Source organism: Methylobacterium sp. 88A (genome assembly GCF_000376345.1).
Taxonomy (GTDB): domain Bacteria; phylum Pseudomonadota; class Alphaproteobacteria; order Rhizobiales; family Beijerinckiaceae; genus Methylobacterium; species Methylobacterium bullatum.
Genome location: NZ_AQVT01000001.1, coordinates 190,055 through 206,911, shown reverse-complemented (window position 1 = coordinate 206,911; position 16,857 = coordinate 190,055). Strand labels below are relative to the sequence as shown.

General features: G+C 66.4%; 15 protein-coding genes. 9 read left to right on the top strand and 6 right to left on the bottom strand.

Translation table 11 applies throughout. The features are described from left to right. Window positions 1-2: 2 nt before the first annotated feature. The 5 genes from ntrB to A3OM_RS0100940 all read left to right on the top strand — a co-directional run bounded on the left by ntrB (window position 3) and on the right by A3OM_RS0100940 (window position 3,848). A complete protein-coding gene (gene ntrB / locus A3OM_RS0100960) occupies window positions 3-842 on the top strand; it encodes a nitrate ABC transporter permease (protein WP_018041859.1) in 840 nt (279 codons plus the stop codon). A 9-nt stretch (window positions 843-851) separates the two neighbouring features. Continuing rightward, on the top strand, window positions 852-1,814 hold the full coding sequence (locus A3OM_RS0100955) for an ABC transporter ATP-binding protein (protein WP_018041858.1): 963 nt from the start codon (window positions 852-854) through the stop codon (window positions 1,812-1,814). A gap of 61 nt (window positions 1,815-1,875) precedes the next feature. Beyond that, complete coding sequence (gene cynS, locus A3OM_RS23330; RefSeq protein ID WP_018041857.1) at window positions 1,876-2,364, top strand: cyanase; 489 nt, start codon at window positions 1,876-1,878, stop codon at window positions 2,362-2,364. Window positions 2,365-2,532: 168 nt separating this feature from the next. Next, window positions 2,533-2,940 carry a DoxX family protein gene (locus A3OM_RS23325; protein ID WP_018041856.1) on the top strand — a complete coding sequence of 136 codons (408 nt, stop codon included), beginning with the start codon at window positions 2,533-2,535 and terminating at the stop codon, window positions 2,938-2,940. A gap of 227 nt (window positions 2,941-3,167) precedes the next feature. Next, entirely contained in the window at window positions 3,168-3,848 is a 681-nt protein-coding gene (locus A3OM_RS0100940; RefSeq protein ID WP_018041855.1) for a ParA family protein, read from the top strand. Window positions 3,849-4,136: 288 nt separating this feature from the next. Here the strand turns inward: A3OM_RS0100940 and A3OM_RS0100930 are convergent, their stop codons facing one another. Both A3OM_RS0100930 and A3OM_RS0100925 read right to left on the bottom strand, forming a co-directional pair. Then, window positions 4,137-5,522, bottom strand: coding sequence for a dipeptidase (locus tag A3OM_RS0100930; RefSeq protein ID WP_018041853.1), 1,386 nt, complete (start codon window positions 5,520-5,522; stop codon window positions 4,137-4,139). Window positions 5,523-5,824: 302 nt separating this feature from the next. Then, window positions 5,825-6,502, bottom strand: a complete 678-nt coding sequence (locus A3OM_RS0100925) for an HD domain-containing protein (protein ID WP_026175592.1) — start codon at window positions 6,500-6,502, stop codon at window positions 5,825-5,827. Between the two features lie 118 nt (window positions 6,503-6,620). Between A3OM_RS0100925 and A3OM_RS0100920 the strand changes: the two genes are divergently transcribed. From A3OM_RS0100920 to A3OM_RS0100905, 4 genes are all read left to right on the top strand, one after another. After that, entirely contained in the window at window positions 6,621-7,586 is a 966-nt protein-coding gene (locus A3OM_RS0100920) for a GlxA family transcriptional regulator (protein WP_018041851.1), read from the top strand. Between the two features lie 258 nt (window positions 7,587-7,844). After that, window positions 7,845-8,363 (top strand): (2Fe-2S)-binding protein, encoded by a 519-nt coding sequence (locus tag A3OM_RS0100915; RefSeq protein ID WP_018041850.1) that lies wholly within the window; start codon window positions 7,845-7,847, stop codon window positions 8,361-8,363. Next, complete coding sequence (locus A3OM_RS0100910; RefSeq protein WP_018041849.1) at window positions 8,360-9,373, top strand: xanthine dehydrogenase family protein subunit M; 1,014 nt, start codon at window positions 8,360-8,362, stop codon at window positions 9,371-9,373. The genes A3OM_RS0100915 and A3OM_RS0100910 overlap by 4 nt, the downstream gene beginning before the upstream one ends. A 14-nt stretch (window positions 9,374-9,387) precedes the next feature. Then, a complete protein-coding gene (locus A3OM_RS0100905; RefSeq protein WP_018041848.1) occupies window positions 9,388-11,643 on the top strand; it encodes a xanthine dehydrogenase family protein molybdopterin-binding subunit in 2,256 nt (751 codons plus the stop codon). A gap of 63 nt (window positions 11,644-11,706) precedes the next feature. Here A3OM_RS0100905 and A3OM_RS24700 read toward each other — a convergent pair whose 3' ends face one another. The 4 genes from A3OM_RS24700 to A3OM_RS0100885 form a co-directional block, all read right to left on the bottom strand. Further along, window positions 11,707-13,746, bottom strand: coding sequence for a calcium-binding protein (locus A3OM_RS24700; RefSeq protein WP_157196420.1), 2,040 nt, complete (start codon window positions 13,744-13,746; stop codon window positions 11,707-11,709). Between the two features lie 343 nt (window positions 13,747-14,089). Further along, complete coding sequence (locus A3OM_RS23315; protein ID WP_018041846.1) at window positions 14,090-15,373, bottom strand: MSMEG_0569 family flavin-dependent oxidoreductase; 1,284 nt, start codon at window positions 15,371-15,373, stop codon at window positions 14,090-14,092. Between the two features lie 25 nt (window positions 15,374-15,398). After that, a complete protein-coding gene (locus A3OM_RS0100890; protein ID WP_026175591.1) occupies window positions 15,399-15,686 on the bottom strand; it encodes an MSMEG_0570 family nitrogen starvation response protein in 288 nt (95 codons plus the stop codon). Then, entirely contained in the window at window positions 15,679-16,857 is a 1,179-nt protein-coding gene (locus A3OM_RS0100885; protein ID WP_018041844.1) for an MSMEG_0565 family glycosyltransferase, read from the bottom strand. The genes A3OM_RS0100890 and A3OM_RS0100885 overlap by 8 nt, the downstream gene beginning before the upstream one ends.

The following is a 16,857-nucleotide window of genomic DNA, read 5'->3' as shown; positions in this document are numbered from 1 at the left end:
CCATGAAGGCCTCCCTCTCGCTCCGCGCCGGCATCGTCTCCCTGGCCGTCCTCGCCGCCTTCCTGCTGCTCTGGCAGATCGCGGTGGGCGGGATCGCCAAGACCGAGGTCATGGACCCGGAATACGCGGCCCTCATGGGTGCGAGCGCCACCACCGGCAAGTCGGCGATGCCGGGGCCTCTCGACGTCGCCGCCACCGCCTGGAAGCACCTGAGGGACCCGTTCTACGATCGCGGCCCCAACGACAAGGGTCTCGGCATCCAGCTCGCCTATTCCATCGGCCGGGTGGCGCTGGGCTACGGTCTCGCGGTGCTGGTGGCCATCCCCATCGGCTTCCTCATCGGCATGTCGCCGCTGATGGGCCGGGCGCTCGACCCGTTCATCCAGCTTTTGAAGCCGGTCTCGCCCCTCGCCTGGATGCCGCTCGCCCTCTACACGATCAAGGATTCCAGCCTGTCGGCGATCTTCGTGATCTTCATCTGCTCGCTCTGGCCGATGCTGATCAACACCGCCTTCGGCGTCGCCGGAACGCGCAAGGAATGGCTGAACGTGGCCCGGACCCTGGAGGTCGGGCCGATCCGGCGCGCTTTCACAGTCATCCTGCCGGCGGCCGCGCCCACGATCCTCACCGGCATGCGCATCTCCGTCGGCATCGCCTGGCTCGTCATCGTGGCGGCCGAGATGCTCGTGGGTGGAACCGGCATCGGCTACTTCGTCTGGAACGAGTGGAACAACCTCTCGATCACCAATGTGATCGTCTCGATCCTGGTCATCGGCCTCGTGGGCATGATCCTCGACCAGCTGCTGGCGCGCGCGCAGCGCCTCGTCACCTTCCCCGAGTGAGGCCGCGCCATGAGCCAACTCCTCCCCTTCGCGCGGCGCTCCGCGAGCGCCGCTCCCGACCCCGCCGCCGGGACCAGCCGCATGTCGTCGTCTGAGAAGTTCATCTCCATCGAGGGGATCGCCCGGCGCTATCCCGCCCCCGGCGGCAAGCCAAACACCGTGTTCGAGAACCTGTGGCTGCCCATGCGGCGGGGCGAGTTCGTTTGCATGATCGGCCATTCCGGCTGCGGCAAGACCACGGTGCTCAACATCCTGGCCGGGCTGGAGGCGCCGAGCGAGGGCGTCGTCATCGTCGACGGGCAGGCGATCGAGGGAACCAGCCTCGACCGGGCGGTGATCTTCCAGGGCCATGCCCTGCTGCCCTGGCGCACGGTGCTCGGCAACGTCGCCTATGCGGTCTCCTCACGCTGGCGCAAGGCGTCCCGCGCCGAGGTGGAGGAGCGCGCCCGCAAGGCCATCGCCACGGTGGGCCTCGCCGGCTCCGAGCATAAGCGCCCGTCCGAACTCTCGGGCGGCATGAAGCAGCGTGTCGGCATCGCCAGGGCGCTCGCCATCGAGCCCAAGATCCTGCTCATGGACGAGCCGTTCTCGGCGCTGGACGCGCTCACGCGGGGCACCCTGCAGGACGAGGTGCGCCGCATCTGCATCGAGACCGGCCAGACCGTCTTCATGATCACCCACGATGTCGACGAGTCGATCTACCTCGCCGACCGCATCGTGCTGATGACCAACGGCCCCGAGGCCAAGGTGGCGGAGATCGTCGAGAACCCGCTGCCCAAGCGCCGCGAGCGCGCGAACCTCCATCACGCGCCGGGCTACTACGCCCTGCGCAACCACCTGATGGACTTCCTCGTCAGCCGCTCGAAGAGCCTGCGGGACGCCATGCCGGCCGGCTACGACCAGCGCCACCCGCCAGTGGTGCGGCCGGGTTCGGACGGGCCGGAGCCGATCCCCGTCCCCGCCGCCTCGTGAATCCGCGGCTCTCGGATCCGCGCGCCGCCTCTCACCCACGTTCCTTCATCGGAGACCTCACATGAAGCGCGAAGACCTCACGGAAAAGCTCCTCGACATCAAGCGCGAGAAGGGCTGGACCTGGAAGCACATCCAGGCCGAGATCGGCGGACTCTCGCCGATCCTCATCACCGCCGCCTGCATGGGGCAGATGAAGCTGCCCAAAGCCCAGGCGAAGAAGGCGGCGGAGCTGTTCGGCCTGACCGAATCCGAGGAGCGGATGCTGAACGAGGCGCCCTATCGCGGCTCGATCCCGCAGATGCCGCCCACCGACCCGCTGATCTACCGCTTCTATGAGTTGGTGATGGTCTACGGCACCACCTGGAAAGAACTGATCCAGGAGGATTTCGGTGACGGCATCATGTCGGCGATCGATTTCAACATGACCATGGAACGAGAGCCAAACAACAAGGGCGACCGGGTGAAAATGAACTTGTCCGGAAAGTTTTTGCCATATAAATATTATGACAACGAAGAAGGCGTGCCGGATTACGGCTTCAAGGAGCCGTAAATCTGGGGCCATGCTTCGCAAGCGTTCTGGACTGTAGCGGCACCGCGGCTTCAAAAGAGGCCGCGGTGACTTTTCTCACGCGCGGCGAGTCGACGGCGGAGGGGGTTTCGTGCTGATTGCGGAGGCTTGGCCGCACGCACGGCCCTCCCCCTCGGAGATTGTTTCCGCATGAACCTCAACGCGATCTCGGCCAACTGGGCACCCCGGCTTCTCAGCGTCCTGCGCATCGTCGCCGGCGTGCTGTTCTTGGAGCACGGCACGCAGAAGCTGTTCGGGTTCCCCGTGCGCATGGACGGCGGGGCGGCACCGGCGCTGTTCACACTCTTCTGGTTCGCGGCCGTCCTCGAAATCGTCGGCGGCGCGCTGATCGTCCTCGGCCTGTTCACCCGGCCGGTGGCGTTCATCCTCTCCGGCCAGATGGCCTTCGCCTATTTCATCGCCCATGCGCCGAAGAGCCAGTTCCCGGCCTCGAACGGCGGCGACGCGGCCATCCTGTTCTGCTTCCTTTTTCTCTACCTCGCCGCGGCCGGCGCCGGTCCGTGGAGCCTCGACGCGCGGCGCCGCGGGCGGTTCTGAGCCGGGGCTCGGGGCTCGCGCCGGCGATGCCCGGCCGGATCGATCGGAGGAGCCGCGCTCCGTCCGATCCAGAGACGATTCCTGCCATACGGCGCCCCCTGAAGCCGGCGGCTGTGTCGCCTTCACGGTCGCACCGGTCGCAGCCGATGCCGGGTCGTAGAGGTGACGGAGGCGGGTCGCATGGCGCCTGACGACACTCCGGGGCCGCGCGTCGGGGGGCCGGCGTGATGACGGAGGAGCCTACCGACGACCGCCGCATCCGCGTCGTCGCCGTGGCCGTGCAGAAGGGCGGCACCGGCAAGACGAGCCTCGCCGCTTCCCTGTCCGTGGCGGCGGCGGAGGACGGCGAACGCGTGATCGCCTTCGACCTCGATCCGCAGGGGTCGCTGGCCGGCTGGGGCGCCCTGCGTCGCAAGGACGGAGTGACCGTCGAGCGCATCCAGGCCTGGGAGATCGGGCAGATGCCCGAGATCCTGGAAGGCTGCCGCGAGAACGGAACCACCCTCGTCGTCATCGACACCGCCGGCACCGCCACGGGTCTGGCCCCGGCCCTGCGCACGGCCGACCTCGTGGTCGTGCCGGTGCGCCCGTCGCGGCTCGACCTCGTGGCCGCGAGGCCGACCCTCCAGACCCTCGTGGGCCTCGGGATGCGGAGCCGGCTGGCCCTCGTCCTCAACCAATGCCCGCCCCCGCCCTCCCCGCGCACGGATGCCTATGCGGCGCAACTCCGCTCGCTGGGCGTGCTTGCCGAACCCAGCATCGTGCACCGGGTGGATCACCAGGACGCCGTGGCCTCCGGCCTCGGCGTCACCGAATACGCGCCCTGCGGCCGGGCCGCCGAGGAGATCCGCGCCCTGTGGGGCTGGCTCGACGCGAAGATGAGCCGATCGGGTGCGGAAGCATCCTGACCGGATTCGCATCGGCGAACCGACCCGTCACAGCGCCTTGATTTTTTTTGAAGCCTGCCTGATCGGCTCGCGGCGGATACTCATGGCAGAGTCGATCATCCAAGCAGACCTCCTCATCCTGAGGCGCCGGAGCGTAGCGGAGGCCTCGAAGGAGGCCTCCAATCGGCGCGCAATCCCTGGAAGCCTCCTTCGAGGCCGCTATGCGGCACCTCAGGATGAGGTGAAGCCTTGGACGAACACCGCAAACGAGCTCTGTCGATGTCTCGGGTTTCAGGACGCGAAACCCGCTCAGCGCTCCCCGAATGCCGCCAGGATGCGCGCCCAGGAGCGGGTGCCCTTGTGGAAGCTCTTGAGGTCGTACTTCTCGTTGGGCGAGTGGATGCGGTCGTCGTCGAGGCCGAAGCCGATGAGGAGCGTGTTGCGGTCGAGCAGCCGCTTGAAATCGCCGACGATGGGGATCGAGCCGCCCGCACCGATGGTCACGGCCGGCACGCCCCATTCCTCGGCGAGCGCCCCCCTCGCGATGTCCAGTTCGGGCATGTCGAAGGGCAGGCTGATGGCGCGGCTGCCCTTGTAGCAGATCACCTCCACCGAGCAGTCCGACGGGATGCGCTCACGCACGAAGGCCTCGAAGGTCTTCGCGAGTTGCTCGGGGTCCTGATCGTCCACGAGGCGGAACGAGACCTTGGCACTGGCCTCTCCCGCGATGACCGTCTTGGTGCCCTCGCCGGTATAGCCGCCGATGATGCCGTTGACGTCGCAGGCCGGGCGCGACTGGATCAGCTCGATCAGCATCCGACCGCGCTCGCCGGCAGGCTCCTTGAGGCCGATTGGGCCGAGGAACTTCTCGGCCGTGAAGTCGAGCCCGCGCCACTGCTCCAGAATGTCGGCGGGCGTCTCGCGCACGCCGTCGTAGAAGCCCGGCAGGGCCACTCTTCCATCCGAATCGTGCAGGTCGGCGATGATTGTCGACAGGACGTGGATCGGGTTGCGCGCGGCACCTCCGAAGAAGCCCGAATGCAGGTCACGGTCGGCGCAGGTGACCTTGACCTCGAAATAAGCGAGCCCCCGAAGCGACGTGGTGATGGCCGGCGTGGTGGAGTTCCACATGCTGGTGTCGCAGACGAGGACGATGTCGGCGGCAAGCTTGTCGCGGTTGGCCGCGACCCATTCGGGCAGGCCTTGAGAGCCGTTCTCCTCGGCGCCCTCGATCAGCAGGGTGACGCCGCAGGGCAGTTCGCCCTCCATGGCGATGAAGGCGCGGCAGGCCTCGACGAAGGTCATGACCTGACCCTTGTCGTCCGAGGCGCCGCGCGCCACGATCTGCTTCTCGCCCTTGGCGTTCAGCGATAGGCGCGGCTCGAAGGGCGGCGTCTCCCACAGGTTCAGCGGATCCACCGGCTGCACGTCGTAATGGCCATAGAACAGCACGTGCGGCTTGCCGGGTTTCGGCGCATGCGCCAGCACCACCGGATGCAGCGAGGTCTCGTGGATGGCCGTCTCGAACCCGAGCGCCGTCAGATTGCCCTCGAGCCACTGCGCCGCATCGCGGCAATGCCCGGCATAGGCTGGATCGGTGGAGATCGACGGGATCCGCAGGAAGGCGAACAGCCGCTCCAGGGCATTGTCGAGGTCGCGGTCGATATCGTTGAGAACCGGGTCGAGGGCGGCCATCGCGCGTCCTTGTGGCAAGCGGGGATGGCGACAGGGTTAGCCGAGGGGATGGGTGGGCGCAAACCGCGGACATGGCCGTTCAGGGCTGCAAACTGGGCTGGAAGGCGTTCGGTTAAGGAGAGTTCAAGGGTCGACACCCCCGAAACCGCAATTTCCGGGGGCATCGAGCAGTGCTCGGACCCGTGTAGACGGCATCTGAGGCCAAGGCGTCGGCCCTGCGTCCGCACCGTCCCGCATGGCTATGAAGCCGTCGGTCGCGGCGCTGGACAAGGATCTCCCCGCTCGCCGAGAAGGCCCGCGCGTCACGCGTGCTGAGCGCAGCCGCATCCCGAAGCGTGGGCCCCGGTAGGCCAACGCGAGCGACGGATCAGGTCGCAAAAGTTGCCCTTGCGGAAGCTCGGTTCCTTGTCGGCGATGACGTCCGCCTTGACGTTGCCGAACGTCGTATCCGGCTTGTGTCGGATGCCGTCGTAGAAGGCTTGGATGATGTCCTCCTTGAATTCGGGCGTCCGCGGGAACGCGGACACCACCGCCTCACGCTCGGCGTCGGAGTATTCTCCGTAGGTCAGGCCGAGCACGTCCATCTCGACGCCGGCGGTGACGAGCGCCACGACCGGATGCATGTGGACCGGGATGCCGGGCGTCGTGTGCAGGGCGATGGCGGTCCAGACCGTGTAGACGTCCGCCTCCGGTACCCCGTGCGCTGTCAGGAAGTCGCGCGCCGCGTTGGCGCCGTCGACCTCGAAGCGCTCCTCCGCGCTGCTGTGGTCCGGCATGAGGCCGACATCGTGGAACATCGCTCCCGCGTAGAGAAGTTCGCGGTCGAAGGTCAGGTCGCGGCGGATGCCTGCCAGGGCGCCGAATTGGTAGACCCGGCTCGAATGATTGAAGAGGAGTTCGGTTTCCGTGTCCCGGACGAACTCCGTGACGGCACGGGCCAATTTGCTGTCCGGAACGGTTGCCAAGGTGGGAATGCTCAAGATCGGGGTTCCTTTGCGCTGAGCCTCCCATCGGGCTACAAAACTCCATAGTTGGCATCAATCGTCGTATGGCGGCGTTTTCTGCCATCGTTCATGCATCTTCAGCCACGGAGCTCCGATGGCGCCCCGCTCCATCGCCATCCTCGCCCTTCCCGGGGTCCAATTGCTCGATGTGGCCGGCCCGCTCGACGTCTTCGCCGAGGCGAACGTCCAGAGCGGCGAGCCCATCTACGATCTCGCCATCGTCGGGACGGCCGCCGATACGATCCTCACATCGTCGGGACGCCGCCTCGTCGCGGATCTCGTGGCTCCCGGTTTCGATCCGATGGGCTTCGACACGCTGCTGGTCGCCGGAGCGCCCCGCATGCACGAGACGGACGTCGATGACGGTCTGGTGGACTGGCTCGTGACGGCTGCGGCGCAGTGCCGGCGCTACGGTTCGGTCTGCAGCGGAGCGTTCCTGCTCGGTCAGGCAGGCCTGCTGGACGGCCGGAGGGTGACGACGCATTGGGCCGTGGCGGAGGTGCTGGCGGCGCGCTACCCGGAGGCGTCGGTCGAGGCCGATGCGATCTGCCTCTTCGACGGCCCGCTGAGGACGGCGGCCGGGGTCACCGCGGGGCTGGATCTCGCGCTGGCCCTCGTCGAGGAGGATCTCGGCGCGGAGATCGCGCGCCGGGTCGCCAGCCAGCTCGTAATGTTCTTTCGACGCGGCGGCGGGCAGATGCAGTTCAGCCGCCGCGGGCTGAGTGCACCGGCCGGCCGCTCGGCCTTGCAGGAAGTCCAGCGCTGGGTGGCCGCATATCCCGCGGAGGATCACGCGGTCGAGAAGCTCGCGGGGCGAGCGGGGATGAGTCCGCGCCATTTCGCGCGCCTGTTCAGGACCGAGACGGGACTGACACCGGCCGCCTACGTGGAGAACGTCCGGATCGAGGCTGTCCGGCGCCTTCTGGAAACGGACGACATCGTTCTCAAGCAAATCGCGAACGCTTGCGGGTTCCTCGACGCCGACACCCTCCGGCGGGCCTTCATGCGGCGTGTCGGGACGACGCCCGCGGAGTATCGTCGACGGCATCTGCATCGCTGAGCCGCCCGCGCATCCGGAGCTGCACGCCCGCTCTACCGTTCAGGCTCCGCTGAATCGGCGCTCGTCCATTCACAAGCCCCACCGAGCACCCGACACCCTTCCCGCAGGAGGAAACCACCCTTCCGGGAACAGGCACAGATTGGAACGGTTATCGAGTGGACCGGCGCGGGGCGTGGACGTTTCTTCCCCTCGTGCCTCCGCCCATTCGAGAAACGCGGCCGGTGCTCTGCCCGGCCCCTGATCCTTCAGGACACGCCCATGCTCATCGACAGCGGATCGCCCGGCGCTCCGGCCACCATCGGCATCAGCCTGACCATCAACGGCGAGGTTCGTGAGCTTCAGGTGGCGCCGTGGACCACCCTCCTCGACCTGCTGCGCGAGGATCTCGACCTCACCGGCACCAAGAAGGGCTGCGACCACGGCCAGTGCGGCGCCTGCACCGTGCTGGTGAACGGCACGCGCATCAATTCCTGTCTCGCGCTCGCCGTGATGAAGGACGGCGCCGAGATCGTCACCGTCGAGGGGCTGGCCAAGCACGGCGGCCAGGATGGCGCGATGCATCCGCTCCAGGCCGCCTTCGTGGAACGCGACGCCTTCCAATGCGGCTATTGCACCCCCGGCCAGCTCTGCTCGGCGGCCGGCATGATCGCGGAAGGTCACGCCACGTCGCGCGAAGAAATCCGCGAGGCCATGAGCGGCAACATCTGCCGCTGTGGCGCCTACACCAACATCGTCGATGCCATCGAAGACGTGATGCACGCGGGAGCCGCCCGATGAACCGCTTCGATTACGTTCGTCCGACCACGGTCGAGGAGGCGGTGCGGGCCATCGGCTCCGCCGCCAATGCCCGCTTCATCGCCGGCGGCACCAACCTCGTCGATCTGATGAAGTACAATGTCGAGCGGCCCGAGCGCCTCGTCGACATCACACGCCTGCCCTTGGAGGCCATCGAGGACCATGACGGGGGCCTGCGCATCGGCGCCCTCGTCACAAACTCGACGGTGGCCTACGACGAGCGCATCAGGAAGCGCTACCCGCTCCTGTCGAGCGCGATCCTGGCCGGTGCCTCGGGCCAGCTGCGCAATGCCGCCACCACGGGCGGCAACCTCAACCAGCGCACCCGCTGCTATTATTTCTATGACGAGGCGACGCCCTGCAACAAGCGGGAGCCGGGCTCGGGCTGTCAGGCGATCGGCGGCGTCAACCGCATCCACGCCATCTTCGGCACCAGCGAGGCATGTATCGCCACCCACCCGTCCGACATGTGCGTGGCGCTGGCGGCCCTCGAGGCTGAGGTCCGCGTCACCGGACCGGGCGGCGAGCGCCGCATCCCCTTCGCCGAGTTCCACCGCCTGCCGGGGGACACACCGCAATACGACACCACCCTGAAGGCGGACGAGATCGTCCTCTCCGTCGATCTTCCAGACGCGGATTTCGCCGGCCACCACACCTACCTGAAGCTGCGAGACAGGCTCTCCTACGCCTTCGCCCTGGTTTCGGTGGCCGCCGTGATGAAGCTCGACGGCGACACAATCACCGAGGCCCGCTTCGCCCTCGGCGGCGTCGCGCACAAGCCTTGGCGCAATACCGAGGCCGAAGCCTCCCTCAAGGGCAAGTCCGCCACCCGCGAGAGTTTCGAGGCCGCCGCCGAGATCGTGATGCGGGAGGCCAAGCCCCAATCCGAGAACGGTTTCAAGATCGAGCTCGCCCGGCGCGCCATCATCCGGGGCCTGACCCAGGCCGCTGCCGGCACGCCCCAGTCGCAATCCGACAAGCGCATCGCCTGAGGACCCGTCCAGACATGGCAAACAGCATCTCCTCCACCGGCACGGACAGCTTCGTCGGCACCGCGCGTAGCCGCGTCGACGGCCCCGCCAAGGTCACCGGCCTCGCGAAATATGCGGGCGAATTCACCGCGGCCGATCTCGCCCATGGCTACGTCGTCTCCGGCGGCATCGCCAAGGGCCGCATCACCGCCATCGACAGCGCAGCGGCGGAAGCCGTACCCGGTGTGCTCAAGGTCTTCACCCACGAGAACCGGCCGCGCACCGCTTGGCTCGACTACAATTACCAGGACGCCGTGGCGCCCCCCGGCTCGCCGTTTCGCGCCCTCTACGACGACAAGATCCATTACAGCGGCCAGCCGGTGGCCCTGGTCGTGGCCGAGGATTTCGGCACCGCCCGCTATGCCGCGTCCCTGGTGAAGGTCTCCTACGAGGCCGAGGAGCCGCTCACCGATGTCGAGCGCCAGCGCGAATTCGGCTACGAGCCGCCGAAGAAGCGCGCCGGCATCAAGCCGCCGCCCAAGCCCTGGGGCGATGCCGATGCCGCCTTCGCCTCAGCCCCGATACAGCTGCGAGGCGACTACACCCTCGCCGTCGAGCACCACAACCCGATGGAGCCACATGCCTCCACCGTGGTCTGGGACGGCGACGGCGCGATCACCGTCTACGACAAGATCCAGGGTGTCTCGAACAGCCAGGGCTACATCGCGGGCGTGTTCGGCATGGACAAGGACAAGGTGCGGGTGCTCAACCCGTATCTCGGCGGCGGCTTCGGCCTCGGCCTGCGCCCGCAATACCAGCTCTTCCTCGCGGTCATGGCCGCGCGTGAGCTCGAACGTTCGGTGCGGGTGACGCTCACACGCGACCAGATGTTCACCTTCGGCTACCGCCCCGACGTGCGCCAGACCATCTCCCTCGGCGCGGACGAGGGGGGCAAGCTCCGGTCGATCAAGCACGATGCCCTGTCGGGCACCTCGCGGTTCGAGGATTACCAGGAGGTCGTGGTCAACTGGTCGGCCATCCTCTACGGGGCCTGCGAGAACGTCTCCCTCGACTACAAGCTGACGCAGATCGACACCTACACCCCCGCTGACATGCGGGCGCCGGGGGCGGTGACGGGGGTGTTCGCCCTCGAGATCGCCATGGACGAACTGGCCCATGCCACCGGCCAGGACCCGATCGCGGTGCGCCTCAAGAACTACACCGACCGCGACCCCACCGAGGACAAGCCCTTTGGCTCGAAGGCCCTGCGCGCTTGCTACGAGCAGGGCGCCGAGCGCTTCGGCTGGTCCGAGCGCAATCCCGAGCCGCGTTCCATGCGCGACGGCAAGGAACTCGTCGGCTGGGGCATGGCCACCGGCGTGTGGGAAGCGCTGATGCAGAAATCCTCGGCCCAGGCGACGCTCACCGCCGACGGCAAGCTGGTGGTCGGTAATTCCACCGGCGATATCGGCACCGGCACCTATACGATCCTCACCCAGATCGCCGCCGATGCCCTCGGCCTGCCGATGGAAGACGTGACGACGAAGCTCGGCGACACCGACCTCGCCGAGGCGCCCGTGGCCGGCGGCTCGTGGACGGCGGCCTCCTCCGGCACTGCGGTGATGAAGGCCTGCCGCAAGATCGCGGCGGACGTCTTCGCCATGGCCCGCGCCATGGACGACTCGCCGCTCGCCAATGTCGATCTCGAGCGCGTCGTCTTCACCGGCGGCCGGATCAAGCTGGCCGGCGACCCGTCCCGTAGCGTCTCCCTCGTGGACGCCATGAAGGCGGCCGGCGTCGACAAGGTGGAGGCGACCGAGAGCGCCGGTCCGGATGCCGGCCACATGAAGGAGTTCTCCTCCTACACCCACTCGGCCGTGTTCGCGGAAGTGAAAATCGACGAGGAGTTGGGCCAGGTTCGCCTGACCCGGATCGTCTCGGCCATCGCGGCGGGCCGGATCATCAACCTCAAGACCGCGCGCAGCCAGATTCTCGGCGGCGTGGTCATGGGGATCGGCTCGGCGCTGGAGGAAGAGTCCATGCTCGACCATACGGTCGGCCGGTTCATGAACCACAATTTCGGCGAGTACCATGTGCCGGTGAATGCCGACATCCACGACATCGACGTGATCTTCGTGGAGGAAGACGACAAGGCCAACCCAATGGGCGTGAAGGGGCTGGGCGAGATCGGCATCGTCGGCACGGCGGCGGCGATCGCCAACGCGGTGTTCCACGCCACCGGCAAACGCATCCGCGACCTGCCGATCACCATCGATAAGATCATCGGGTGATTCGCAGCGGGGCGGCCCGAACCTGAATGGTTCCGGCCGCCCCGTTCGATGGTTTCGGTACGTTTAGACGATAACGAAGTCGGACGCTGTCAAGAGCGGGTGCGTGTCGAGAATGGCGAACACGACGGCTTTGACCGCCCCGCTGCCGTCCGCGTCGTAAGCGATCTCGCCTGTAGTGTGATCGTAGAGGATGCGGTCATTCTTATCGGTGGCGCCACTGGTGACGTCCTTAAATAGCGCCGCCTTGAGGGTGCCGGTGGCGATTCCTTTGAAGACGGCGTCGTCCAGCCTGATCGTGTCGTTGGCGGCGATGAAGTCCATGATCCGGTCGACGTTCTGCGGCCCAAGCTTCGTGTCGAACACGAACGTGTCGTTGCCAAGTCCACCGTTCAAGAGATCGAGATTCAATCCGCCGTTGAGGATGTCGTTACCGCCGAGGCCATAGACGACGTTCGCGCCTGTGTTTCCTGTGACCGTGTTCGCTAGGGCATTGCCGAAGGCGCGCAGGTCATCGGTGCCCGTCAGCAGGATGGTGTCGACATTGTCGTCGGCCGTGTAGTTGACCGATGCCTTGACAAGATCGGCCCCCTTGTTGCGCCCCTCAATGATCGTATCGCCCATATTGTCAAGGACAAAGATGTCGTCTCCGGCACCGCCCTCCATCACGTCGGCTCCCTTGCCGCCATCGAGGATATCGCTGCCGCTGCCACCGAGGAGTTTATCGTTGCCGGTATAGCCGTACAGTTTGTCGTTGCCGTCCAATCCGCTGAGCAGGTCAGCCCTCGCCGATGCGCCGGCGCCCTTCAGAATGTTGTCGCCTGCCGTTGCCCCGGCGACGGCAAAGTAATCCGCCGCATTCGTGGAATACACCTGGACGATCTCTTGCGAGTTAGATCCGTTCGATCCGTAGGAATAGTCAGAGCTGACGATGGCGAACTGGCCATTACTGAGGGCAACGGCATAGCCGCCATCGCTGAAGTAGTTCGATGTGGCCGCATCGGAGAAGAACTCGTATTCGTCGCCCGTCGCCTTGCCGTTCTCGTCGTAGAGGTAACCGTGGAGGCTGGCGAGAGTCACGCTCTGGTCAAGCTCTTGGAAATCGCTCACGACTTGGAGGATCTTCCCGTTCGATAGGGCGATCATGGACTCGAAGTAGGGATCGGTCAGATCCGTGTGCTGAACGAGGTCCGGTCCGTGGGTGAACCCCTTGCTGCCGGCCACCCAGATCGACGATTCGACGGGATTCCGGATGTGCTGAAATGGCGCCTGACCGGTGGGATCGAAATAGTTCTCGGAGGCCTGGAAGCCGAAGACGAAATTCCCGTTGGCGAGGGCCGTCGTCGCGTATTTCACATCGACATCTGCCGGTGTCGCCAGATCGTCGGCATGGCCGAGCACGAACGCGGCGCCTGAAACCTTTCCGGCAGCGGTGATGACCCGCGCCATGATATCGATGCCGGTGGCATCTGCTTCAGCCCATGTTGCGAGATAGCGTCCGTCCGAGAGTGCGGTGACCTTGGTACTGCCATGCACGTCGCCGTTCATGGATCGGTCGATGAGGACAGAGGCCTTCAGATGATGTGCAGCATCGAAGACGTCGACGACCCGGTCGTTGTCGCCATCCGTCGTGGTGGCGGTGATCCGGGCCAGGGCTAGCGTCCCAGTCGAGCCGTGGGCAATGCCGTAATCATTGTGGAAACTAATATCGTTGCCGTCAACCGAGGCGAGCGCGGTCGTGTAGAAGGTCGCGAGTTTCCCTGATGCGCTCATCGTCGCGAGAGCGATCTTGCCGTCGATGTGGAAGCCTGTGTCGTCGAAGCGCTGGGTGCTTTTGTCGATGCCAACGAGGTACGAACCATCGCCAACGGCATGAACGTCGCGCACGAGCGTGGTACCGAGCTTGATTGGATCCCCGACCGCCACTCCGAATGCATCGAACGTCTTTTGATATAGTGCTCGCGTCACGACGCCGGTCGTGAAATCATAACTCTGATCGTATTGTAGTGTCGAGTATCCGCCCCGCGCCGTCAGCACGACACCGTTAAAGAAACTATTCCCGTAGGGACCGCCCGTCTTGACTGGCTCACCAACGTTGACCAACATCGCTCGTACTATCCCTGCTCAAATATGAGATGGCAGAAATAGAAGCGGTTAGACTTTCCGACAAGCGGCGACGGACATGCATCCACCCATTCCGTCTGCGAGTGTTAATTTTCGACCCGCGCTTACTTTCGGGTTGCACCAATTACTGATGTGATTCTTAACCATTAGATCATTTAAAACTATGATCCACCAACATTAAAAAATCTTACATACTAATTGCCTATCAATACAACGATGTGGAAATTCAGGTTAGACGAAAATATCAAATCTACTACAAGTACATTACTGAGCACCCTATTTGACTGTCGAGGCCGCTGAGCACTCATGCTTTCGATCGAAGGCCTCAACTCGCCAGCGACAGCTTCCCCCCGGCTGAGCGTTTCGCCCGCATCTCCACCACCCTCTCCGCCAAATACTCCGTATCCCGCGCAATCCCGGAGAAGCGTCCCGAGCCCCAGGTGTGGAGCCATGGCAGGCCGACGACATAGAGGCCGTCCACCGGGGTCACGCCGCGCGTGTGGATCGGGAGGCCGCGCCCGTCGAAAGCGGGGGCGTCGATGAAGCCGTAATCGGCGCGGAAGCCCGTCGCCCAGATCACGCTGCCGATGCCGGCCGCCTCGGCATCGAGGCTCGGCGCGTGAGGTCCCGGCGCCCAGAGCGGGGTGTAGTGCGCCTGCTCGGGAGCGGCGATCCCCTTGGCGGCGATGTGCCTGTCGATGGCGCCCTGGATGCCGGTATAGACCGCGTCGGCATTGTCGAGGTTCCGGCCCAGGTCGTCGGCGAAACGCAGCACCGGGCCGTCGATGGATTCGAGGCGGCCGTGGAGGCTCATGCCTTCCAGGGCGAAGCGGCGCAGGTCGATGTCGCGGCCGCCATCGCGGCCGGTGAGGTAGTGGTTGGCCTTGCGCCGCACATCCTCCTTGAGCGGATGGTCCTCCACGGGGAGGTCGTACTGGCCCATATCGGCGAGCCAATCGACGGCGTCGCGCCCGCGATGAACGCGCGGGCAGCGCGGAGCCGAGCCCACCACGAGATGGACCTTGCGGCCGGACAGATGAAGGTCCTCGGCGATCTGGCAGCCGGACTGGCCGGAGCCCACCACCAGCACCGCGCCGTCCGGCATCTGACTCGGATTGCGATAGGTCGAGGAGTGGATCTGCCGTAATCCGGCGGGCAGGCGTGCGGCGAAGGCCGGGATCGCGGGCACGTGATAGCCGCTGATCGCCATCACCACCTGATCGGCGGTGTGTTCGCCCCGGCTCGTCGCGACGGTGAAGCCGCCCTTAGGCCTGCGCCGGATCGCGGTCACCGCCACGCCCTCGACCACGGGCGCCTCGATCGCCCTTGCATAGGCCTCGATATAGCCGACGATCTCGTCCCTGGGCATGAAGCCGTGCGGCTCCTCTCCCGGATAGGGGAAGCCCGGCAGCTGGCACTGCCAGTTCGGCGTTACCAGGCAGAAGCTGTCCCAGCGCTGGGTCTTCCAGGCATGGGCGATGGTGTTCTTCTCGAACACGATGTGGTCGATGCCGTGCCGGCGGAGCTGGTAGCTCATCGACAGGCCGGCCTGGCCGCCGCCGACGACGATGACCGAATGGTGCGAGGGGAGCGTCGGGGTCTGGTTCATGGGGGCGTCCTTCCGGCTCGGGCCGCTATTCCTCGAAGGCTTCGACGGTGACGCGGGCGTCGGGCGTGGCGGAGAGCGCCGTCGCGCGCGCCTCGATCCGGGCGAGCTGTCCCAGGGCGAGGCTGCAAGGAAAGCCGTAGCGGGCCTCCACGCGCGCGCTGGCGATGGTCAGCGCCGCCCGGCTGCGGGCGACGAAATCGACGACGGCATAGGTCTCGCCGACCCCGAAATGCTCCTTGATCACGAGGGAGGGCGAGTAGCAGGCCTCGCGTTGGCCATCAGGCCAGCGCACGTGAAAACGCATTTCAGGCATCCGACATCTCCTGTTTGCGGGCGGCGAGGGAGGCGTAGGCGGGCCGGTGCTTCTCGGCGCAGGCGCGCCAGGAATGCGCTTCGGCGACGGCGAGGCCCGCTTTGGCCAACCGCTCCCTGGCGGAGGGCCGGAGGGCCGCGCGCATGCCGTGGAGGACCGATCCCTCGTCCTCCGGGTCGACGAACACCGTGTCCGCGGCCGTGAGATACTCGGTGAAGGGAGCCCGGTCGGAGACGATGGTCGGCGTGCCGCTCGCCATCGCCTCGAGCACGCAGAGGCCGAATCCCTCCCTGAGGGAGGGAAAAACCAGGGCGTCGGCGAGGCGGTAGAGGGCCGGCATCGCGGCCTGGGGCACCGGCCCCGTCTGCACCACCGGACGGCCGGGGCCGACATCGAGGCCGTTGCGGTCGAGGGCCGCGCGGCAGCGGGCCTGGTAGCCGGAATGGTCGAGGAGCGAGGCGCCGCCGACGACGAGGAGCTGCGCCGCCGGCCGCTCCTGCCTCAGCCGGGCGAAGGCCTCGATGATGGCGAGGCTGTTCTTGCGCTCCTCGAACCCGCCGACGCTGAGGAGGATCGGCCCCACGCCGAGGCCCCACTCGCTCCGCAGGGCGGCGTCCCCCTGCCCCGGCTCGGGTCCGAAGGCGCCGGTATCGACACCGTTGCCGACATTGAGGGCGGCGAGCCCGTAATCCCGCGTGAGCGCGCCCTGCCACAGGCTGCTCACGCAGAGCAGCGCGGTGGCGTCGAAGATCGCCCGGTCGTGCCAGTAGGCGAGCTGGGGATCGGAGAAGAGGTCGACGTGGTGGACCGTGCGGACGAAGCCGGGGATCAGGCGGCGGCGGGTGAGGGTGGCGAGCGCGTTGCCGCTGATCGCGTCCTGGGCATGGAAGACGTCGTAATCGCAGGCCGCCGGCGACGCGAAATGGCGCAGGTAATCCTCGATCCGGGTGCGGACGAGGTCCACCGTCGATCCCGAGACCGGCCGCGCCGCCACCGAGATCACCGGACAGGACGTCTTGCGGAAGAAGCCGGTCCCCGAAGGATCCGGCGCATGGACCGTCGCGCTGTGGCCGAGGGCGGCGAGCGCTTCGCCCAGGGCCAGGGCGTGGACTACCCCGCCGCGCGGATGGGTGGAATGCGCGAGGATCGCGATGCGCAGAGGCCCGGTCAT